Source organism: Metabacillus endolithicus (genome assembly GCF_023078335.1).
Taxonomy (GTDB): Bacteria; Bacillota; Bacilli; order Bacillales; family Bacillaceae; genus Metabacillus; species Metabacillus endolithicus.
On record NZ_CP095550.1, the window covers coordinates 2,597,578 to 2,620,160 of the forward strand.

Sequence of the window (22,583 nt, forward strand, 5' to 3'; positions counted from 1 at the left end):
AGGTAAAAAAAATGGATATTAAAAAGGTTGCTATCTATGTACGAGTAAGTACAGAAGAACAAGCTTCTGAAGGTTATAGCATTGCTGCCCAACTACAAACCCTTCGAAACTACGCCCTTCTTTATAATTGGGAAATTGCTGACGAGTATGTGGATGAAGGGATTTCTGGAAAGAATATCACCGGCCGCCCTGCTATGCAAAGACTTGTAGCAGACGTTGAACAGGACAAATTTCATGCAGTACTTGTATGGAAAATCTCACGTTTATCGCGAAATATGTTAGATACTCTTACTTTATTAGACAAATTTGAAGATTATGGAGTAAAGTTTATCTCTTATTCCGAGAACTTTGATACGGGTAGTCCAATAGGTCGTCTAGTCGTTCAGCTCATGGCTTCTATTGCCGAAATGGAACGAAATACATTGTCTGAGAACGTTAAGCTTGGTATGAAACAACGAGCCTTAGAAGGTTCATGGAATGGCGGTGTTATTTTTGGTTATGATTCTATTGAAAAGGAACTCGTAATAAACAAAGAGGAAGCTAAAGTAGTTAAACTGATATACACTCTTTATTCCCAAGGAAAAGGTTTAAAAGCCATTGCAAATCAGCTTAATAAAAATGGGTATCGAACCAAACGTGATCGTCATTTTTCTATAAATGGAATGGCAACTATCTTAGACAACCCAGTCTATAACGGAAAAATTAGTTGGTTAAAGGTTGAAAACTGGGATAAGAAGAGAAGAAGAGGCAGAAATGATAATCCCATTTTAGTAGAAGGTCAGCATGAAGCGATTATCAATGATGAACTTTGGAGTCTTGTTCAATCTCGTAGGAAAAGTAAATCTTTCAAGCAAAGACAATCCAACGAACCGTTTCTATTGAGCAGTATCTTACGCTGTCCTGATTGCGGACAAGGGATGGTACCTTCAATTACTACTTACACTTTAAGTGACGGTACCAAAAGAAAGCACAGATATTATGTTTGCAGTGATTTTCACAACAAGGGATCAGCTGCATGTAAAGCCAATTCAGTTAAAGCTTATGATGCTGAAAACGCTCTGTTTCAACGTATAGAGAGCTTTTTATCCAATAAACAAAAGTTTGATGAAACTATTAACTCACTAACTAAAACCTCAATTGAATCCATAAAAATATTAAAAAAAGAACTGAAAGAAACTGATTCGAAGTTAGAGGAAACACTAGCACTTCAGAATAGATATTTAGAAGCTTTTGAACAAAATCTTTTTCCTGTTACGGTTTTGCAAGAACGATTACAGCAAGTTGCTATTGAAAAAAGTGAAATTGAACAAAAAAGGAATAATTTAATTACAGAAATAAATAAATCTGATACAAAAGTTATTCCTCCAGAATTGGTACATCTTCTATTAGGAAGATTTGTAGAAGTCTATAAGTCCTCTACTAGAGATAAACAAAAGCAATTGCTACAGCTGTTGGTTAAACAGATCACCGTTGGACGAACAAATGATCAGTTACGTCAAATTGATAAGGTTAAGCTTGAATTTGATTTTACGGAAGTTAACCTTTCAAATACGTTTACACTTATCCACATGCTCTATCTAGAAACAGAAAAAGAAAGCATATCAACACCTTCTATCCCTGCTTCTAATGGCAAATATCCGCCCTATCTTCAACTTTTTTTGCCTCTATTTGTGGTACGGTTCCCCCTATTAATCCGAAACGCCCGATAAACCTGCTCCACCAAAATCAACCTCATCAACTGATGCGGAAACGTCATTTTAGAAAATGAAAGGCTATCATTTGCCCTCTTCATCACAGTATTACTTAACCCCAACGACCCTCCAATAACAAATGCCACCTTACTTTTTCCGTACGTAGCGAGCTGATCTAAGTCTTTTGCTAGTTGCTCAGAGGATTTCATTTTTCCTTCAATGGCTAGCGCTATGACGTGTGTGTCATCGCTAATTTTGCTTAGAATTCTTTCTCCCTCTTTTTCTTTTACTTGCTCCATTTCTATTTCGCTTAGATTTTCTGGAGCTTTTTCATCGGCTAATTCGATGATCTCGATTTTTGCATATGATGATAATCGTTTTAGATATTCATCGATTCCTTGCTTTAGGTATTTTTCTTTTAACTTACCAATTGTAATGATTGAGATGTTCATATCTTTTCCCCATTTCAACACTTTCATTATCCACAGAAGTTATCCACAAATATGGAATTTTATCCACATTTATTAACAAAATTACTCTCCGACTATATATAGAGCCTGCTTTTCACAAAGTTGGCATGTTGTGGATAACTTTCCACCTTGCTCAATTTTTTCTATCTCTGGTGCTGTTTCTTTTTCATCTACATACATATCTATCGCTAATTCAATATGGTCTTCACAGCAATACATAATTTCTTCCTCCTTATCCACATGTGGATATTCTATTTTTATTTTAACCCAAATCACAAATCTTAGTTTTCCACAGGTCTTTTTAGTCAAAAAAAGAGAGCTGAAATCAGCCCCCTAACATGTCTTCTTCTCCCAATTTCATTTTACCAGACATCTTCTCGCCATTTCGATAAAATGTTAACTCAATGGTATCGCCAACTTCTTGATTATAAAGGATTTTCCTTAAGTCAATGATGTCCTTTATATCTTCACCTGCAAACTGTGTGATCACATCAAACTCTTGTAATCCTGCTTGTGCTGCTGGTGAGACTGGAACAACACTCATGACAATAACACCATTGTTGATATCTTGAGGTAGTTTTAAGGTTTGTTCTTTATGATAAGAAGAAACTTCATTTAACGACCTCATGCCAATTCCCATATAAGGACGTCTTACTTCACTATACTTTTCTAAGTCTTCAATAATCGGTATTGCATGGTTTGCAGGAATAGATAATCCAATTCCCTCAACAGCTGCTTGAGCTATTTTCATTGAATTAATTCCAATAACCTTACCGTCTAAATTAATAAGTGCTCCACCACTGTTACCAGGGTTGATTGCAGCATCTGTTTGTAATACTTCAGCATTCCAATCTACTTGTCCGTCACCGTTCTCATCAATAGGAATCGCTCTTTCTGTTCCTGAAATAATTCCTTGTGTAACCGAACCAGAAAATTGCAAGCCAAGTGGATTACCAATTGCAATAACAGGTTCACCTGGTTTTACTGCATCTGAATCACCGAATTGTGCTACTTTTGTAATTTTATCAGCATCAACTCTTAAAACAGCAAGATCTGTTAACACATCACTGCCTAGTATTTCAGCAGGAACTCTTGTCCCGTCACTTAAACTAATCTCTACTTGTGATGCACCCTCAATAACATGGTGATTTGTTACGACAAAAGCATCTTTACCTTCTTTTTTATAAATGACTCCTGAACCGGTACCTGCTTCGCCGGTTTCACTCCAAAACCCTGCTTCCTGAAGATTAACAACACCAACTACAGCATCTGATACCTCATCAACAATACCTGTAATTGCTGAGTTTACATCAACTGATACATTTTTAATCGGTCCTGTATCTTCAACTGTTTGCCCTTGTTGGTCTGTAGCTTCTTCTCCAAGGTTCATTTCATAAGGCAGGAAATTTGATAGTGCTGGTAAAGCAAAGAACACTAGTAGTCCTCCTAAAATGGCTCCTACGAGTCCAGCTAAAAACCAGCCTCCACGGTTTCCCTTTTGCCTTTTTGCATCATAATTTTCATAATCTTGATCATAATAGCCCATAATGTTCACCATTCCTTTCACATGCTATGAATAGTGTTTACCTAATCAACATTATTCTCCTATACAATGAAAATTAACCAAGATGATGGCGATTTTTCTGTTATTTCATTTTATAAATTAACCTGTAAATCTTCACTGTAGAAAATGCCATTATTAAATCTTATATGGCTACAAGCGAAGTCGGGGTTGATGGGTCTGTATCATATAACTCAAAACTTTCGCCTGTTATAAACCCTTTGCTGGCAAGTGTTTGCTCAACAGACATTCTGGCTAAATCCTTCATATTATTATCTTTACTAAGATGGGCCAAATAGATTCGTTTTGTTGCATCTCCAATCACATCCATCATCGCAATTGCTGCATCTTCATTTGAAACATGTCCAACATCACTTAAGATACGACGTTTGATACTCCATGGATAGTGTCCCATTTGAAGCATAGAAACATCATGATTGCTTTCAAACACAAAGGCATCGGCATTTTTAATCGTGCCTTTCATTCTATCACTAACATAGCCTGTATCTGTAATAAGAGCTAGTTTTTTTCCTTGATGATGAAACACAAAAAACATAGGCTCTGCTGCATCATGTGAAACTCCAAATGATTCTATATCTAACGCACCGAAGGATTTAACAGATCCTGTAGGAAAAACAAACTTTTGCTCTGTTGCAATTTCTCCAACTAATCCATTCATAGCCTGCCAGGTTTTTTCGTTCGCATAGATAGGTAGTTTATGCTTTCTTGCTAAAACTCCTAATCCTTTTATATGATCACTATGTTCATGTGTGACCAAAATTCCTGAAAGCTTTTGAATATCTCGTCCAATTTGGTCAAATAAATTAGTCATCTGTTTACCACTTAAGCCGGCATCAACTAAAAATGCTTGATTTTCTGCCTCCACATAAATGGCATTCCCCGTACTTCCGCTTGCAAGTACACTAAACTGCAAGCTCATATTATGTCACTCCTCTTTTCCCTAATCTGCTAACTGTAAAACATCGCCCTCTAAGGCATTCACATAAAAATCTTGTCTCTCTTTATCTTTTGTTTCTATGATAATATGCCAAGTAGGCGCCAAAATTTGTTGATTCGAAAGTGGAATATGTGTGTAATAGCCATACTGCATGGTAACAATTTGACTATTCTCTGGAAGATAGTTTTTATTATATAGAGCTTCGATTGCTTTTAAGGCTGTAATCGTTGATTCTTGCTCCTCTACTTCCTTAATTCCCTCAAGCATTGATTGCTCATACCCATATATTTGATTATCCTCATCTAACTGAAGAATCACCATACCAATATGATCTAGCTTTGATTGAAATATATTTCGGTTTTTATATTTCTGAATACATATTATAGAATTAGATTCTTCATCTGTATACCAATAATGATAAAGTTCACCTGAAATCACATTTTCTTTTAAAAATTGATTCACTTTACTTTCTAAATTAACATCAGGCAACGGAAATGGTTTGGTTAGCTTCATTTTTAATGAACGAAAGGATTCTTCTTCAATATTTGTATTTGTTACAACTAATGATTGTCCTTTATCATTCAGTTTACTAACTTCTTCAAGGGTGAAATCCTTACTTTTTGCCGTTATATAGAAGCCCTTTCCGATATCTTCAGGTAAATCACCATACTTAATATCCTCAGCCGCTAGCTTTTCCTCCAAGGTTGCTTCTTGCATAACTGCATAATCCGATTTATCTCTTAGTTCAAAGAACTCAATCGCTAAATAGATATCTAAGATTAGAAATGCAAGGATAAAAATGGTTTTTGTTTTACTCCAATCCACCTTTATCCCTCCCTTGATTACCATTTAATTTCATTAGCGTGCCATCTTTCATCTCAATGCACCATGAAGGTGTTAGTTTTACATATTTTTGATCTGTAGAGCCACCTAATTCGTAAGCAATATAGATGTTTTCAATCTTTGATTTATCGATTGATTGATCAGCCTTCAGAATTTCAGCTACCTCTTTACCTGAAATCAAACTAATAGGATTACTGCTTGATATCTGCGTCATTAGCTGGTATGAAGGACGTTCATAAATAGCAATTTCATTCTGTCCCCAGCGCTGCGAAATCATGGTTGGACCAAAATATTCCTCTGTTGATGTTAAGACAGGAATAGAGCCAATCGACATAACATATCGAATTTGCTGATTGGACTTATCTATATTAAATAAAAGATAATCATCTGTCCATCCACCATGATCATTTAAATAATTAATACTCTGCTCTAAAAGAAGATACTCCTCCAGTATACTTGATTCTGATAGTGTGGGATTCACAAACCTTACCAAATGCTCATTTGGAAAAATGTTTAGTTCTCTTTTACTATCCGTGTACCGATTACTTGAAAAATTAACATCCTGCTTAACAAGCCGGGGATTGCTAAATAAAGCATCCTTAAACCTTTCATCACCTATTTCATCTGTTAAATATTGATAACTATCCAGCTCTATTTTATTTTCAGGAAGCATTATTTCATTTCCTACATCTGTCTCAAAGGCAAAGTAAGAGGTAAACTCACTTTTTTTATTATAAATAGTTGAAACAAACTGATTTGCATCAGGTAAATTAACAGAGGTTTCAACAATTTTGAGATTTTCCGTTGATACAAAGTACACTTTTTGAGCTTCTTTTTCATTAGGTACATTTAAATATATGCGATCAAAATTAATGGAGTCATTTGTATCTGTATCCCATTCAAACATCGATTTCATCGTCTCCAACGGTATTCCGTCGAGGAACCTAAGTTCTATTTTAGCCTCTGCTTTACTATGAATCCAATTATTAAAATTTTCCTCTGTATATGTTTGAGCAATGTTCTTGTTGTTTCCTAAACTATAATTCCAGTCCTGCATTTCAGTCCAAAGAGCTTCTAAATACTGATCATCCAATGTACTAAAGTGAGCTTCAGGCGTATGAATATATAATTGTTTTGGCCTAATTACTTGATAAGGAGTTCTCCTCTCAGGACCAATTGGAACACTTTCAAAGAATGAATTATTTTGAAACTCTTCATATGAGGGCTGAAGGTTCCACATATTCCATGTAAAAAACAGACTAATGATCACCAGTACAGTTAAAGTGGCACTTTTTATTGATTCTTTATTCATTCCCACTCATCCTCTTGTTCCGGGTCATATGGTAAGGTAAAGAATACAGTTGTTCCTGCTCCTTCCCTACTTTGAGCCCAAATATCTCCTCCATGTGCTTGGACCATTTCCTTCGCAATGGCTAGTCCTAAACCTGTTCCACCTAGTTTACGAGTTCGGGCCTTATCCACTCGATAAAAGCGATCAAAGATTTTATTTACACTTTCTTGAGGTATTCCTACCCCTTCATCTTTTATCCGGATTTGCAACTCAGCAGGTAAAACATCTACTGTAAAAATAACCTTTCCACCCTCTGGTGAATATTTAAGCGCATTAGAAATAATGTTATCTAGCACCTGTGTGATTTTATCTGTGTCAATATCAACATAAAGGGGATCGTTTGGTATATTTCTAAAAAATGCTACATGCTGTGATTTCGTCATTTCAAACCGATCAATGATCTTTTGGAAAAAGTCAGTAAAATTGATCCAATCTTTGTTTAGCTTATAATCAGTACGATCAAGCTTTGATAATTGAAGTAAGTCGTTTACTAATCGAATCATTCGTTCTGTTTCTGTTTGTGTAACATTCAGGAATTGTGGTGCAAGTTCATCATCCTTCCAAGCACCGTCTGCTAATGCTTCTAAATAGCTCCTCATCGTTGTTAATGGTGTCCGTAACTCATGTGATACATTAGCAACAAACTCTCTGCGTTCTTGCTCTATTTTTTCCTGCTCTGTAATGTCATAAAGAACAGCAATAAGTCCCTCATTCTTCCCTCGTTCTTTTTGAATTACTGAGAAACTAACACGAATGATAAATGGATGTTCATTCGTACCAGATTCAAGAATGAGTGATTCTTGTTCTTCTAATAAACTTTCAAATGTATATTCTTCACTTATTCCTAATAGCTCTGTAATATCTGTGTTATTCACCGTTCCACGTGAAACATTCAGCATGTCTATTGCTGGATTGTTAATAAGAATAACTTTTCCTTCACGATTTGTTGCAATAACTCCATCAGTCATATGGGCAATAACAGACGCAAGCTTCTTACGTTCTCCCTCTGTCATAGCCTGTGCATCTTCAAGTTTTTCCGTTAAATAATTGAAGGTGATAGCCAACTGACCAATTTCATCTTCACCATACACTCTAACCTTTCGTGAGAAGTTACCATTTGCTAGCTCAATGGCCTGCTTCCTCATATCTGTCATTGGTCTAGTGATTGTTCTTGCTAGGAATATCCCTAAAGCAGCAGTAATTGCTAATGAAAGAATGGTTCCAGTAGCTAAGATTTTATTGATAATTCTCATTTGAGAGAAGACTTCTTCCATTGATGCCATTACATACACAGCACCGATTGTTTGGTTATTTTGATTAACAGGAACGGTCATAACACGCACACGTTCTGTTTCATAAATAAATACACCACTATAATCCAGACCCAATAAGGCACGGTGAACAGTTTCCTCAATTGATTTCTTCCCAACTATGTCCTTATTAATATCAGACGTTGCAATGACTGTTTTACTCATATCTATTACACGTACTTCAATAATTTCCTCTGTAAGAAAGTCATCTAGAATCGTGGTAATTTCACTCGTTAATGTCTTTCCATCAGAGTATTCCTTAGGATCTCGAGACATTTCTTGTTCAATATTATAGACTAGTAAGCTTAAGCGATTTGTTAAGGAAGCCTCAAAGTTTGTTTTTAGAGAGGATTCTAATTCCTTAACAAAATAAATTCCAATAATCTGCATTGCCATCATAATAAGCAGCACATATACCGTAACAAACTTAAAATGAATGGATTGAAAAAACCTAACCCTTTTCATACCATTATTCCTGTTCTGCTTGTTTTAGATAGTAGCCTACTCCACGTCTTGTTACAATCCATGTAGGATGACTTGGGTTATCCTCAATTTTTTCACGTAAACGTCGAACTGTTACATCAACTGTTCTGACATCACCAAAATAATCATAGCCCCAAACTGTTTGTAGCAAGTGTTCTCTTGTCATCACTTGACCGATATGTTGAGCTAGATAGTGAAGAAGCTCAAATTCACGATGTGTAAGTTCAATTGTTTCTCCACGTTTTGAAACCACATAAGCATCAGGATGAATCACTAGTGAACCAATTGAAATTTCGTTGTTAGATCCTTTTGTTTCAGCTGTATCATTCGCCTGTTGTCGTCGAAGGTTGGCTTTTACACGTGCTAGTAATTCTCTTGTACTAAATGGCTTTGTTACGTAATCATCAGCACCCAATTCAAGCCCAAGTACTTTATCTATTTCTGAATCCTTTGCTGTTAGCATAATAATCGGCATTTCATATTTCTTTCTAACTTCACGACACACTTCCATTCCATCTTTGTTAGGAAGCATAATATCCAGCAAAAGAAGATCCGGATTAATTTCCTCCACCATTTCTAAGGCCTGGTTGCCATCATAGGCACAGTAGACTGTGTATCCTTCTTTTTTCAAATTAAACTGTAATATATCTGCAATTGGTTTTTCATCATCAACAACTAATATCTTTTTTTCCATATTCTCGCCCCTTTAATTTTGGCTCTGCTAATTTGTTTTTGTGAAGTTATTTTCGTGTTTTCTTTCTTACCAAATTACACTATCATCACATCAAAAAACTTTAGCATCGTTCTAGTATGACAAGTTCATGCTTATGTTTAATGTACCACTTTCAAAGAAGAGATTCATCTTTTTCAGGGTCTTCATGAACATTTTCTTATACGATCATCCTTAAAATTTTATACCTTTTAATAGTATAAATAAAAGTTTAGATTTTCTTTTCTAGTGGTAAAGAGTAATAGAACGAAAAAAAGGACTGACCTCCTAAATTGTGTCAGACCTTCTTTCATTATTTTAAATAATCAACAGGATTTTTCAAGTTGCCGTTTTCATACACTTCAAAATGCAGATGAACTCCTGTAGAATTTCCTGTTGTCCCCATTACACCGATTTTTTGTCCCTGAGAGACAACCTGACCAACTGAGACAGAAATTGAATCTAAATGAGCATAAAGTGTTGTTATACCATTGTTATGGTCAATAACAACCTTATTTCCATACCCACCATCAGATCCAGCAGAAATCACCGTACCATTATCTGCAGCCTTTATTGTACGATCACTAGGTCTTGCTATATCAATTCCTTTATGTAGTTTACCCCAGCGCTGCCCTAAACCGCTAGAGATATATCCTCCAACTGCCGGCCAAGCCAGATCACCACTACCTCTTGATGGAATGACCTTCGTACCTTTTATGATGATTTCTTTGACAGATTCCTTTACTACTTCTTCCTTTACCGTTTCACGTTTTACTTCAGTGCCATTTTGTTTATAAGTAACATAGTTTACTAATTTTTCACCATTCTGACCCTTTTGAGATACTTCCTCTTCCCCTTTAGGCAAATTCGCATCTTCGCTTATTTCAGTTTCAAATGCAATATTCTCTTTTATGAATGATTCTTCTTTTATATTTACTGTAACATATGGCTTTAATACGGTTACGTTAAGCAAATCACCAGATTGAATAACAGAGTCTTCCTTAAGACCGGGATTTAAACTTAATAATTCTTCAAGAGTTAAGGCATGAGCCTCCGCAATATTTCCAAGTACATCATTTTCCTGTACCACATACTGTTTATCTTCAGGAGATCCCTTTTCTAATAAGTTTAACCCTTGCTCAGAGCTAATGATTTTATCCGGAGATACTTTTTTCGTTTCGAGCAAAACATCTTCTGAGAAGGTTACATCTACTATTCTAGATTGTCCTTCTTTAAGAGTAGCTGGTACTTGATTAGTAGCAATACTCTTCTCTATTTCCTTTAATACATCTTCAGAAACATATTGAAGCTTATATTGCTTTAAAACAGCCTCAGCCTCTGCTTTGCTTTTAAAGTAGGCAACTTCTTTTTCATTAATCTTTAGTGCAGTAGATTCCACTACAACATCTAAGTCTTTTTCTAAAGAACGAACTGTTTCACTGTTATCATAAACCGGTCTGAACATCTTTTCTGGTATAATCTCTAACTCTTCAATTGTTAAATTAAGATCTTTATATGTTTCTTTTACATTACTGATTTTTATCGTAGCAACTTGTTCAATCACATTTTGGTTATCTACTGTCCCCATATACTGACCATCAAGGTAAACATGATATACGGTAGATAATGTGTTTTCAGCCTGTGCACTTACACTATGCGTTCCGAAAGTAATCGTTGCAGCTAATGCAATTCCCATTGTCATCTTCTTGCTAAAAGAAACATGGTTATGTAAATGCTTTTCTCCTAAACTATTAAAGCGCTTAAACAATGGAATTTCCTCCTAAATCTTTTCTAAGAAACTCAGGAAGCCTCTTACAAATGAAACTAGCAGACAAAATCATGTCGGCAATTTTCACGTAATAATACACTATATTACTCTAACACAAAAAAGTATGACTTTTGATTCAGTCATGAAATTGTAATACTACTGTATCATTTAGTTATATAGTCGTAATATAGAGTAAAATTTACTATAGAATGCTCGTCACCTTATAATATACGTTTTATGTATAGGTTTTTTGACGTCAATTAGGGTTGTTTTACAAGCTTAGGTCCAGTTGGGCTGGATGATTGTTCTCGGAGTCGGGATCACGACATTAAATAACTCACAAGAATAAAGGATTTTTGTAACTACTTTAAGTTTATTTGTAAGTTATTTGTTATTTTGGCAGCTTATTCAATTTATCAAACAACTATAGATGTTATTTTATAACTTCATCAATTATTCTTGCATTCAACATATTTTTAGATTGGTAACTGTCTAACTTTCTTAGAAAAAATAAAAAGCATGAATCAAATATGATTCATGCTTTTTTAAGTGGCTCGGGACGGAATCGAACCGCCGACACATGGATTTTCAGTCCATTGCTCTACCAACTGAGCTACCGAGCCGTATAATTTGGATGTACTTTTAGTAAACAACTGAGCTACCGTGTAACTTTTAATATGTATATATAAAAAGAAAGTATTTCTACTTTCATTATTGTATATGTATGGCGGTCCGGACGGGACTCGAACCCGCGACCTCCTGCGTGACAGGCAGGCATTCTAACCAACTGAACTACCGGACCATACAACTATATAATAGATTAAAAGATAAAGTGACCCATACGGGATTCGAACCCGTGTTACCGCCGTGAAAGGGCGGTGTCTTAACCGCTTGACCAATGGGCCATTGTCATAATAACAATGGTGAGCCATGAAGGACTCGAACCTTCGACCCTCTGATTAAAAGTCAGATGCTCTACCAACTGAGCTAATGGCTCATCTTATGATGATGAGTATAATTATGTTAATTTCTTGTAACAGACACCCAAATCTCAGTAAGATTATTCAAGGAGCAGCTCGATTTGTGCGCTGATGTTTCGCTTCGCAGCTTATTCGTTCGTGCTCTACCAACTGAGCTAATGGCTCTCTCTAAAAACAATTTGTTCTTAACAGGACAGGATCTATCTTAACACATACTTTTATAATATAGCAATATATTTTCAAAAAAATATTTTTATTTTTTTACAGCTCAAAAGTAGATTATAAAAAAGAGAAGGAACTGCTATGAATTCCTCCTCTTTTCCTTAGTCATTAGCTATATACGCTACGAATAACGTTTGTTTGTGAACGATCTGGTCCTACTGAGAAAATGGATAATGGAATACCTGTTAGCTGTGAAATGCGCTCAATGTAGTGTCTTGCATTTGTTGGCAGTTCAGTTAGATTACGTACACCAGTGATATCTTCCGTCCAACCTGGTAGTTCTTCATAAACTGGCTCACACTCTGCAAGTACTTTTAAGCTTGCTGGGTATTCATTAATTGTTTCCCCTTTGTACGTATAAGCAACACAGATTTTTAATGTTTCAATGCCTGTTAATACGTCAATTGAGTTTAAAGAAAGATCCGTTAATCCACTTACTCTTCTTGAATGACGAACAACAACACTATCAAACCATCCTACACGACGTGGACGTCCAGTTGTTGTTCCGTATTCACGACCAACCTCACGAATTTGGTTACCAATTTCATCATGTAATTCCGTTGGAAACGGACCATCGCCTACACGAGTTGTATATGCTTTTGATACACCAACAACGTGGTTAATTTTTGTTGGACCTACACCTGAACCAATTGTAACACCACCAGCAACTGGATTAGAAGATGTTACGAATGGGTATGTACCTTGGTCAATATCAAGCATAACGCCTTGTGCCCCTTCGAAAAGTACACGGCGCCCTTCATCTAAAGCATCATTTAAAACAACAGAAGTATCAACAACATATTGCTTAATTTGTTGTCCGTATTCATAGTACTCATCAAGAATTTCTTCTACTGTGAAGCCTTCTACTTCATAGAATTTTTCTAATAGACGATTTTTTTCTTGTAACGCACGAGATAATTTTTCTTCAAACGTATCACGCTCAAGTAGATCAGAAATGCGAATTCCTACACGTGCAGCTTTGTCCATGTAAGCAGGTCCGATTCCTTTTTTCGTTGTACCAATTTTATTAGCACCTTTACGCTCTTCCTCTACCTCATCTAGTTTCAAGTGATATGGAAGAATAACATGTGCACGGTTGCTGATGCGTAAGTTATCTGTAGTGATTCCACGCTCATGTAAGTACGCAAGTTCTTGTACAAGTGCTTTTGGATCGACAACCATTCCGTTTCCAATTACACAAATTTTATCTTTATAGAAAATCCCAGATGGAATTAGGTGTAGCTTATACGTTTCTCCACCAAATTTAATTGTGTGACCAGCATTATTACCACCTTGATAACGAGCGATCACCTCTGCATTTTCAGAAAGGAAATCTGTAATCTTTCCTTTACCTTCATCTCCCCATTGAGTTCCAACAACTACTACTGAAGACATTCCGTGCACCTCCACTAATTTCGCACTATTCAAACATGTTTATTTTAACAGTCGTATTTTACAAAGTCAATGTAAATACGAACATTTATAAAAAATATGTAATATTCGTTCGTCATTTAATCACATTTTCTAAAAGAAGAGCAGAATTTCGTTTAGTCATAGTTTCATTTTTATTGTTTCCAATTAAATAGGAATAATGTTACTAGAAAAACTTTGCTCCATAAAAAAAGAAGACCGTAATTTCTACGATCTTCTTCCTCTATGCGGCACCGTCATCAAAACGCCGCTCAAGATTGACGAACTTATTATATTCTTTTACGAAAGCTAACGAAACTGTCCCAACCGGACCGTTACGTTGCTTTGCAATAATAATTTCGATGATGTTTTTGTTTTCAGATTCCTTATCATAGTAATCATCACGATATAAGAAGGCAACGATATCGGCATCCTGCTCGATACTTCCTGATTCACGAATATCAGACATCATTGGTCGTTTATCTTGTCTTTGCTCAACGCCACGAGAAAGCTGAGAAAGTGCAATAACAGGGACTTTCAATTCACGAGCTAATTCCTTAAGTGTACGAGAGATTTCAGATACCTCTTGTTGACGGTTATCTGTTCGACCATTACCTTGAATCAATTGAAGATAGTCAATAAGAACCATGCCTAGTCCACTTTCTTGCTTTAGGCGACGGCACTTAGCACGGATATCACCAACACGAATACCAGGAGTATCATCGATATAGATTCCCGAGTCGGACAAGCTACCCATAGCCATAGTTAGCTTACCCCAGTCTTCTGGTGTTAAAGAACCCGTTCTTAGCCTTTGTGCATCAATATTTCCTTCTGCACAGAGCATCCTCATAACAAGCTGATCTGCACCCATCTCAAGACTAAAAATCGCAACATTTTCGTCTGTTTTGGTTGCAACGTTTTGCGCGATGTTTAAGGCGAATGCCGTTTTACCTACAGATGGACGGGCCGCAACAATAATTAAGTCATTTCGTTGAAACCCAGCTGTCATTTTATCTAGCTCAATAAATCCTGTAGGAATTCCTGTAACATCACCTACACGATCGTGTAATGTTTCAATATTATCATACGTTTGTACTAGAACATCTTTAATATTTTGGAAAGCACCGGCATTTTTTCGCTGTGCAACTTCCATAATTGTTTTTTCCGCTTCACCTAGAAGAGCCTCAACCTCATCTTCTCTACTATATCCATCTTGTGCGATGGTTGTAGCTGTACGAATTAACCTTCTAAGGATTGATTTTTCTTCTACAATTTTAGCGTAATATTCAATGTTTGCAGCAGTTGGAACTGAGTTTGCTAAATCACTAAGATAAGAAACTCCTCCTACTTCTTCTAGTAAATTTACATCTGCTAGCGCTGCAGTGATTGTTACAAGATCAACCGGCTCTCCCTTATCAGAAAGGTCTAACATAGCGTTGTAAATTTTTTGGTGTGATGCTCGATAGAAATCTTCTGGGATTAATAATTCTGATGTTAAAGTAATAGATGATGGCTGGAGAAATATAGCTCCTAAAACAGCTTGTTCTGCTTCTATATTTTGTGGTGGTATACGATCACCAAGTACCTCGTTAATGATGATCACCGTCCTTCTACATTTATTATGAAAATATAAATCTATTTCTATTTATTATTATACACCTAAGTGCCATACTAAAGAATTGGGAAGTTTTATTCGCTTAGCTTGTTTCTTTTTAGAAAAAGCCTGTTTAACACTTTATTAAGTGTAAAAAAAAAGTGGCTCCGCTTCAAGATAAATTTCTCTCTTTCCACAAAACCACATCATTTCCCAACATTTACTTATTGTTCTTTAACCTGTACTTTAATCGTTGCATTTACTTCCGGATGAAGCTTTGCAGGTACATTTGTAAATCCTAATGAGCGAATGCCATCTGGTAAATCCAGCTTACGTTTATCAATTTTAATATTATGTGATTTTTTCAGTTCATCTGCAATTTGCTTGCTTGTTACTGAACCAAATAAACGGCCGCCTTCACCAGATTTCGCTTGAATTTCAACCGTTAATTTTTCAAGAACATCTTTTAGCTGTTTCATTTGTTCTAGCTCTTCCACAGCTTCTTGCTCCTGTTTTTTCTTTTGAGCATTTAATGAGCTAATACTTGAATTTGTTGCTTCAACAGCTAATCCTTGTTTGATAAGGAAATTGTGAGCATATCCGTCTGCTACATTCTTAACTTCCCCTTTTTTCCCTTTACCTTTAACGTCTTTTAAAAAGATTACTTTCATGATTTGGTTCCTCCCTCTAAATAGTCTTCTAATGCTAATTTTAACTGTTTTTCGACTTCTTGTAATGTTGTATGCTCTAGCTGTGTTGCTGCATTTGTTAAATGACCACCGCCACCAAGTGCTTCCATAATAATCTGAACATTAATGTCACCAAGTGAACGGGCACTTATGCTTACAAACTCAGGGTTTCGTTTCGCAATAACAAATGAAGCTTCAATTCCATTCATTGTTAATAATGTGTCTGCTGCTTGTGCAATTGTCACTTGCTCATAAAATTCCTGTTCATCTGCCACAGTAATGGCAATGCCATCTTTAAATATAAATGCATGCTGGATAAGTTGAGCCCGCTTTACATAGCTATTGATATCTTCTTTTAGAAACTTTTGTACTAAAACTGTGTCTGCTCCTTTTGCTCTTAAATAAGAAGCTGCATCAAATGTACGTGAGCCTGTTCGAAGTGTAAAACTCTTTGTATCAACAATAATTCCTGCTAAAAGCGCGGTAGCCTCAATTATATTCATTTTAAGATGCTTTGGCTGATATTCAAGTAATTCGGTCACCAATTCTGCTGTAGACGAAGCATAGAGGCTCCATATAAACAAGAATGGGATCTTTAATAAATTCTTCTCCACGTCGATGATGATCAATAACAATGACATGCTCACTTCTCATGAGCAATCGGTCATCAATGACTAATGATGGCTTATGTGTATCAACAACGATAAGCAGTGTTTCGTCTGTCATAATTTCGAGTGCTTGTTCTGGTGTGATAAATCTTGACCATAGTTCAGGGTGTAATTTAAGCTCTGTTAAAAGCTGTTCAACTCCAGAATCAGTTGCTTCAGGATCTAAAACTATAAAGCCTTCTTTTCCGTTAACCTGACAAACTTTAAGGATCCCGATTGCTGAGCCAATTGCATCCATATCCGGATACTTATGTCCCATAATCATAACCTTATCGCTCTCAGACACAATTTCTTTCAATGCATGTGATATGACACGGGCACGAACTCTAGTCCGTTTTTCCATCGGATTTGTTTTTCCTCCGAAAAACTTCACTTTTCCACTAGGTTGTTTGATGGCCACTTGATCTCCACCACGTCCTAATGCTAAATCTAAGCTCGATTGCGCCAGATCCCCCAGTTCCTGAAGTGAAGAAACACCTGATCCTATCCCAATACTTAAAGTTAATGATACGTTTTGAATAGCTGTTTTTTCACGAACTTCATCCAGGATTGAAAACTTAGTTTTTTCCAGTTTGGTTAAAATGTCTTCACTCAATACTCCAATAAATCTTTCAGATGAAGTTCTTTTAAGAAAAACACCATAATCCTTTGCCCATTTATTTAAGAGAGATGTTACCTCACTGTTAATGGCACTTCTTGATTGGTCATCCATTGCCTGGGTAACTTCATCATAATTATCTAAGAAAATAAATGCTAAAACTGTTCGTTCATCTTCATATTGCTTTTCAATTTCAATTTGTTCGGTTACATCGAAGAAATACAATAGCCGTTCATCACGTTTAATAATGACCTTAAATTCTCGATCATGTAATGTAATCGTCTCTGATTCTACTTCCTGTTTTATTAATGGAACTAATGAATCAGCTACATCAAATAATGATCTGCCAACAAGAGTGTCCTCATCAAAGCAGGAGGTCATAAAAGGATTTGTCCACTCAATTTGATATTGATCATTGAAAAGCAAAATCCCAATTGGCATTTCCATCAAAGCCTCTTCACCGACTTTTTTCAATCGGTATGAAAGAGTTGTAATATATTCTTTCATTTCTGTTCTAAAGTCTTTTATTGCTTTATTAATAAAATAAAACGCAATTGCAAGACAAGCAAGAAGGATGGCTCCTATTAACCAATTATAGAAAAATAGAAGAATTACGGCTATCACTGTTACGCCAATTAATGCATAAATCGGATAACGGATGAATGGTTTTTCATAAAAGCTTGGCATTTTTTCTCATCAACTCCTCGCAACAGTGATTACAATATCTTACTTTTTCTGTATTTTCCTACGGAGAGGAAAGCCTAAATCAATTATACCTAAGATTCTAATAAGATAAAGGAATATTGGGATGATTAATGAAGCAATTAAAATGACAACAGGGATTGCTTTTGCCCAGCCCTTGACATATGAATAGAAAAACACAAAGGAGTATCCTTGCATCAGCACGAAAAATTGTAAAATAAAATAAAGATTTAAAACAGCCATAAAAAGAAAACTGTCTTGGTCAAGATTTACCATTAATAATATAGAGCTTATTAAATAGTACCAAATGATACTTGTTGGTAATCTCCATTCACGGAAGGGTTTTAAAGGTGCTAACTCAAATCTAAGTCTTTTTAAAATCGGGACAGAAATGAGATGAGTGATAACAGCAAAAACCATACCTGTTGTAACAAATAAAGTTGGTATTAATGTCGTAATATAGCCCATTCCTTCTTCAAGCTGTTCAAACTGCTGATTCATCTGTCCACTTGCATCAAAAGATTGCAAAATTGCTTTTGATTGCTGAATTGAGTCTTTAAACAGTTCAATAGAGTCTTGAATAAAGTCTATATTTAGAAAAACAATTGACCCAATATAAGAAACAATAACACTAAATGTATAAGCTAAGCTACCTCCGACCAATACACCCATTGTTTGTTTCTTTTTATAAAAATAACCCATCACCATACCGCTCAAGCCAAACATAAGAGCTAATAAAATATTAGTAATAGATCCGAATAAAACCGATAGGATACTTCCTGCCAATACAAGCATAAGCGTAGTGGATAGACTATGCCTTATTGTAAAAATAATAAACGGCAGAGGGAGAACAAAAAGGGCAAGTATCCCAATAATCGGTGCATATTTTGCTACAAGCATTAGCACGATAAAAAGTGCTAATAAAACAGCCCCTTCTGTTATAGCATTTGTTTTCCTCACAACTTCACCTCTTTTAAGAAAAACCATCCTTTAAGCTAGAAATTTAGCTCTGTTTAGTATTTCATATCATTTGTTAATTTATTGCTCATTTCACAAACTTACACTTTTCCTGGTAGACAAACCTGTTCAGTTTGTTTAAATATAATGTGTTACAGTATTATGTATAGAAAACGTGTACATACAGCTCTAACCTAAATTTTAGTCTTGATAGCGGTGTATTCTCAAGTTCTTTTTAAAGATAAATATGACGAAAAAAGCACAGAAAGGATTAAACAATCCATCTCTGTGCTTTTCTTTTATTATTCACCAGCAACATATGGTAATAAAGCCATTTGACGAGCTCTTTTGATAGCTACAGTCAATTTACGTTGGTATTTAGCGCTTGTACCTGTTACACGACGTGGTAAAATTTTACCACGCTCAGATACGAATTTTTTTAGTAAATCAACATCTTTATAATCGATGTGAGTGATACCATTTGATGTGAAGAAACACACCTTACGACGTTTTGCACGTCCACCTTTACGTCCGCCTGCCATGATCAATTTCCTCCCTTCTATTTACAATTCATCTATTAAAACGGTAAATCATCGTCAGATATATCAATAGGTTTTCCATCATTTGCAAATGGATCGTCATCAAAGCTTGTACGACCTTGATTACGTTGATTTTGATCCGAACCGAATGGATTTTGATTACCAGAATTCTCTTGGTACCCACCAAAGTTGTTATTGTTGTTGTAGTTATTGTTGTTACCGCCACCGGCACCGCCGCCTGCTCCTCTTGGCTCAAGGAATTGGACACTTTCTGCAACAACTTCTGTTACATAAACTCGTTTTCCAGTTTGATCTTCATAGCTTCGTGACTGTAAACGCCCGTCAACTCCTGCAAGACTACCTTTTTTAAGGAAGTTCGCAACATTTTCAGCTTGTTTACGCCAAATCACACAGTTAAGAAAATCAGCTTCTCTTTCACCCTGTTGGTTTGTAAACGTACGGTTTACTGCAAGAGTAAAGGTAGCAACAGCTACTCCACTTGGTGTGTATCGCAAATCTGGATCTTTTGTTAGTCTTCCAACTAATACAACTCGATTCAACATCAGAACCATCCTTTTTTGACTATCTTATCTATTAATTAGTCTTCTTTTTTAATAACAATGTGGCGAATGATATCTTCGCTGATTTTCGCTAAACGATCGAATTCTTGAACAGCAGCTGATTCTGCGCTAACTTGAAGAAGCATATAGTAACCATCGCGGAAATCATTGATTTCGTACGCTAGGCGACGTTTGCCCCACTCTTTCGCTTCTGCTACTTCCGCACCATTCTCAGATAAAACGTTGTTGAAACGCTCAACTAAAGCTTTCTTAGCTTCATCTTCAATGTTTGGGCGGATGATGTACATAACTTCGTACTTTCTCATCATCTTACACCTCCTTTTGGTCTAAACGGCCCATAAATGGGCAAGGAGCAATTAAATAAATAAATTACTCACAATTAGGTATTATAACGAATAATGATCGAAAGTGCAAGTGTGTTGTTTAGTTCTGGTGGATATAGGAGATTTAGTTGTATCTTAAAGGGATAGGATACTGATGGTATTGCTGGGAGATTGGGGCATGTCTCGATTCTTTCTGTGATTGAGACTGGATTTTGTTCTTAGGATTTGTTCTAGTTCCGATTCTATCTGTATTGAGACAAGATTCTATTCTTCGGGCTAACTCCTGTTCCGATTCTCTCTGTATCAAGACTGAACTCTACTATTCGAGTCAACTCCTGTCCCAATTTCCTCTGTATCAAGACTCAATCCTGCTTTTCTTACCAACTCCTGTCCCGATTCCCTCTGTATCGAGACTCGATCCTGCTATTCCATCCAACTCCTGTCCCGATTCCCTCCGTATCGAGACTCAATACTGCTATCCCATCCAACTCCTGTCCCAATTCCCTCTGTATCGAGACTCGATCCTGCTATTCCATCCAACTCCTGTCCCGATTCCCTCTGTATCGAGACTCGATCCTGCTATTCCATCCAACTCCTGTCCCGATTCCCTCTGTATCGAGACTCAATCCTGCTATTCCATCCAACTCCTGTCCCGATTCCCTCTGTATCGAGACTCGATCCTGCTATTCCATCCAACTCCTGTCCCAATTCCCTCTGTATCGAGACTCAATCCTGCTATTCCATCCAACTCCTGTCCCGATTCCCTCTGTATCGAGACTCGATCCTGATATCCCATCCAACTCCTGTCCCATTTCCCTCCGTATCGAGTCTCGATCCTGCTATTCCATCCAACTCCTGTCCCGATTCCCTCTTTATCGAGACTCAATCCTAATATTCCATCCAACTCCTGTCCCATTTCCCTCTGTATTGAGACTTAATCATTCCACATACAAAAAAACCCACTACAGAATGTAAGATCCTTCTCAACCTTACCCATCCATAGTGAGCTTTATAAAAATTATCTAATTAGCATTACACATTAAAACGGAAGTGAATAACGTCTCCGTCTTTTACAATATAGTCTTTTCCTTCTAAGCGAACTTTTCCTGCTTCACGTGCGGCACCCATTGTTTTTGCAGCTAATAAGTCAGCATAAGAAACGGTTTCAGCACGGATGAAGCCTCGTTCGAAGTCTGTGTGGATGATTCCAGCACATTGAGGAGCCTTCATGCCTTTTTTAAATGTCCATGCGCGAACTTCTTGTTCACCAGCAGTGAAGTAAGTAGCAAGGCCAAGAAGATTGTATGAAGCTTTGATTAATTGATCAAGACCTGATTCTTCAATGCCTAACTCTTCTAGGAACATTTCTTTTTCTTCCCCTTCAAGCTCAGCAATTTCAGATTCAATTTTTGCACAAACTACGATAACCTCAGCATTTTCGCCTGCAGCAAATTCACGAACTTGTTGAACATACGGGTTGTTAGAAGGATCAGCAACTTCCTCTTCACTAACATTAGAAACATATAAAATTGGCTTGATTGTTAACAAATGTAGTTGTTTTGCATATTTAAGCTGCTCTTCATTGAATTCTACTGCACGAGCAGGCTTTTCATTTTCAAAGGCTTCTTTTAACATCGATAAAATTTCATGTTCAAAAACCGCTGTTTTTTCTTTTTGTTTAGCAAGCTTTGCTACACGGTCGATACGTTTATCAACTGTCTCTAAGTCTGCTAAAATCAGTTCAAGGTTGATTGTTTCAATATCTGATATAGGATCCACTTTTCCCGATACGTGTGTAATATTTTCGTCAGCGAAGCAACGTACAACATGACAAATTGCATCCACTTGGCGAATATGTGAAAGGAATTTGTTTCCTAAACCTTCACCCTTACTAGCACCTTTTACAATTCCTGCGATATCAGTGAATTCAAATGCTGTTGGAATAGTTTTCTTTGGGTTAACTAGTTCTGTCAGCTTTTGTAAACGCTCATCCGGTACTTCTACAATTCCCACGTTAGGATCTATTGTACAGAATGGATAGTTTGCTGATTCAGCACCAGCTTGTGTAATTGCGTTAAATAAAGTAGATTTCCCTACGTTAGGAAGGCCTACAATTCCAGCAGTTAATGCCATTTTTCCCACTCCTCTATTTATAAACAAAAGATTGTCCGTTTTC

At 36.4% G+C, this 22,583-nt stretch carries 16 protein-coding genes, 4 tRNA genes and 3 pseudogenes; 1 reads left to right on the forward strand and 22 read right to left on the reverse strand.

What is annotated here, in order from left to right; translation table 11 throughout:
* Positions 1–11 precede the first annotated feature (11 nt).
* A pseudogene (locus tag MVE64_RS13290) lies at positions 12–1,013 on the forward strand (recombinase family protein); the annotation flags it as partial.
* 651 nt (positions 1,014–1,664) lie between these two features.
* Here MVE64_RS13290 and rlmH read toward each other — a convergent pair.
* The 22 genes and pseudogenes from rlmH to ychF form a co-directional block, all read right to left on the reverse strand.
* Positions 1,665–2,143: pseudogene (rlmH, locus tag MVE64_RS13295) on the reverse strand (23S rRNA (pseudouridine(1915)-N(3))-methyltransferase RlmH).
* Between the two features lie 81 nt (positions 2,144–2,224).
* On the reverse strand, positions 2,225–2,380 hold the full coding sequence (locus MVE64_RS13300) for a CxxH/CxxC protein (protein ID WP_212135213.1): 156 nt from the start codon (positions 2,378–2,380) through the stop codon (positions 2,225–2,227).
* A gap of 106 nt (positions 2,381–2,486) precedes the next feature.
* Positions 2,487–3,707, reverse strand: coding sequence for a S1C family serine protease (locus MVE64_RS13305; RefSeq protein ID WP_247347046.1), 1,221 nt, complete (start codon positions 3,705–3,707; stop codon positions 2,487–2,489).
* A gap of 160 nt (positions 3,708–3,867) precedes the next feature.
* Entirely contained in the window at positions 3,868–4,662 is a 795-nt protein-coding gene (locus MVE64_RS13310; protein ID WP_247338949.1) for an MBL fold metallo-hydrolase, read from the reverse strand.
* 21 nt (positions 4,663–4,683) lie between these two features.
* Positions 4,684–5,505 carry a two-component system regulatory protein YycI gene (locus MVE64_RS13315; RefSeq protein ID WP_247338950.1) on the reverse strand — a complete coding sequence of 274 codons (822 nt, stop codon included), beginning with the start codon at positions 5,503–5,505 and terminating at the stop codon, positions 4,684–4,686.
* Positions 5,492–6,835 (reverse strand): YycH family regulatory protein, encoded by a 1,344-nt coding sequence (locus MVE64_RS13320; RefSeq protein ID WP_247338952.1) that lies wholly within the window; start codon positions 6,833–6,835, stop codon positions 5,492–5,494. Before MVE64_RS13320 ends, MVE64_RS13315 begins: the two co-directional genes overlap by 14 nt.
* On the reverse strand, positions 6,832–8,649 hold the full coding sequence (gene walK / locus MVE64_RS13325) for a cell wall metabolism sensor histidine kinase WalK (protein ID WP_247338954.1): 1,818 nt from the start codon (positions 8,647–8,649) through the stop codon (positions 6,832–6,834). The genes MVE64_RS13320 and walK overlap by 4 nt, the downstream gene beginning before the upstream one ends.
* 4 nt (positions 8,650–8,653) lie before the next feature.
* Positions 8,654–9,361, reverse strand: a complete 708-nt coding sequence (gene yycF / locus MVE64_RS13330) for a response regulator YycF (protein ID WP_231308758.1) — start codon at positions 9,359–9,361, stop codon at positions 8,654–8,656.
* 328 nt (positions 9,362–9,689) lie between these two features.
* Complete coding sequence (locus MVE64_RS13335) at positions 9,690–11,144, reverse strand: M23 family metallopeptidase (protein WP_247338955.1); 1,455 nt, start codon at positions 11,142–11,144, stop codon at positions 9,690–9,692.
* 550 nt (positions 11,145–11,694) lie between these two features.
* Positions 11,695–11,767, reverse strand: a tRNA-Phe gene (locus MVE64_RS13340).
* Between the two features lie 102 nt (positions 11,768–11,869).
* A tRNA-Asp gene (locus tag MVE64_RS13345) sits at positions 11,870–11,946 on the reverse strand.
* Between the two features lie 31 nt (positions 11,947–11,977).
* Positions 11,978–12,049: transfer RNA gene (locus MVE64_RS13350), tRNA-Glu, on the reverse strand.
* A gap of 16 nt (positions 12,050–12,065) precedes the next feature.
* A tRNA-Lys gene (locus MVE64_RS13355) sits at positions 12,066–12,141 on the reverse strand.
* 313 nt (positions 12,142–12,454) lie between these two features.
* Positions 12,455–13,741, reverse strand: coding sequence for an adenylosuccinate synthase (locus tag MVE64_RS13360; protein ID WP_247338957.1), 1,287 nt, complete (start codon positions 13,739–13,741; stop codon positions 12,455–12,457).
* A gap of 259 nt (positions 13,742–14,000) precedes the next feature.
* Positions 14,001–15,350 carry a replicative DNA helicase gene (dnaB, locus tag MVE64_RS13365; protein ID WP_247347048.1) on the reverse strand — a complete coding sequence of 450 codons (1,350 nt, stop codon included), beginning with the start codon at positions 15,348–15,350 and terminating at the stop codon, positions 14,001–14,003.
* Between the two features lie 224 nt (positions 15,351–15,574).
* The gene (gene rplI, locus MVE64_RS13370) at positions 15,575–16,021 is read right to left on the reverse strand and encodes a 50S ribosomal protein L9 (RefSeq protein WP_247338959.1); all 447 of its coding nucleotides are present in this window, start codon (positions 16,019–16,021) and stop codon (positions 15,575–15,577) included.
* Positions 16,018–17,992: pseudogene (locus MVE64_RS13375) on the reverse strand (DHH family phosphoesterase). The gene rplI and the pseudogene MVE64_RS13375 overlap by 4 nt, the downstream one beginning before the upstream one ends.
* Before the next feature lie 39 nt (positions 17,993–18,031).
* Complete coding sequence (locus MVE64_RS13380; protein WP_247338961.1) at positions 18,032–18,967, reverse strand: YybS family protein; 936 nt, start codon at positions 18,965–18,967, stop codon at positions 18,032–18,034.
* 299 nt (positions 18,968–19,266) lie between these two features.
* Positions 19,267–19,506: a 30S ribosomal protein S18 gene (rpsR, locus tag MVE64_RS13385; RefSeq protein ID WP_026561616.1), complete on the reverse strand. Its 240-nt coding sequence runs from the start codon at positions 19,504–19,506 to the stop codon at positions 19,267–19,269.
* 35 nt (positions 19,507–19,541) lie between these two features.
* Entirely contained in the window at positions 19,542–20,066 is a 525-nt protein-coding gene (ssb, locus tag MVE64_RS13390; RefSeq protein ID WP_247338963.1) for a single-stranded DNA-binding protein, read from the reverse strand.
* Between the two features lie 35 nt (positions 20,067–20,101).
* The gene (rpsF, locus tag MVE64_RS13395) at positions 20,102–20,389 is read right to left on the reverse strand and encodes a 30S ribosomal protein S6 (protein ID WP_247347050.1); all 288 of its coding nucleotides are present in this window, start codon (positions 20,387–20,389) and stop codon (positions 20,102–20,104) included.
* Positions 20,390–21,439: 1,050 nt separating this feature from the next.
* Positions 21,440–22,540, reverse strand: a complete 1,101-nt coding sequence (ychF, locus tag MVE64_RS13400; RefSeq protein WP_247338965.1) for a redox-regulated ATPase YchF — start codon at positions 22,538–22,540, stop codon at positions 21,440–21,442.
* Positions 22,541–22,583 lie beyond the last annotated feature (43 nt).

Coding starts and splice junctions, on each gene's coding strand:
- MVE64_RS13300 (WP_212135213.1), bottom strand. CDS start 2,380: ATGTATTGCTGTGAAGACCATATTGAATTAGCGATAGATATGTATGTA.
- MVE64_RS13305 (WP_247347046.1), bottom strand. CDS start 3,707: ATGGGCTATTATGATCAAGATTATGAAAATTATGATGCAAAAAGGCAA.
- MVE64_RS13310 (WP_247338949.1), bottom strand. CDS start 4,662: ATGAGCTTGCAGTTTAGTGTACTTGCAAGCGGAAGTACGGGGAATGCC.
- MVE64_RS13320 (WP_247338952.1), bottom strand. CDS start 6,835: ATGAATAAAGAATCAATAAAAAGTGCCACTTTAACTGTACTGGTGATC.
- walK (WP_247338954.1), bottom strand. CDS start 8,649: ATGAAAAGGGTTAGGTTTTTTCAATCCATTCATTTTAAGTTTGTTACG.
- yycF (WP_231308758.1), bottom strand. CDS start 9,361: ATGGAAAAAAAGATATTAGTTGTTGATGATGAAAAACCAATTGCAGAT.
- MVE64_RS13360 (WP_247338957.1), bottom strand. CDS start 13,741: ATGTCTTCAGTAGTAGTTGTTGGAACTCAATGGGGAGATGAAGGTAAA.
- rplI (WP_247338959.1), bottom strand. CDS start 16,021: ATGAAAGTAATCTTTTTAAAAGACGTTAAAGGTAAAGGGAAAAAAGGG.
- rpsR (WP_026561616.1), bottom strand. CDS start 19,506: ATGGCAGGCGGACGTAAAGGTGGACGTGCAAAACGTCGTAAGGTGTGT.
- ssb (WP_247338963.1), bottom strand. CDS start 20,066: ATGTTGAATCGAGTTGTATTAGTTGGAAGACTAACAAAAGATCCAGAT.
- rpsF (WP_247347050.1), bottom strand. CDS start 20,389: ATGAGAAAGTACGAAGTTATGTACATCATCCGCCCAAACATTGAAGAT.
- ychF (WP_247338965.1), bottom strand. CDS start 22,540: ATGGCATTAACTGCTGGAATTGTAGGCCTTCCTAACGTAGGGAAATCT.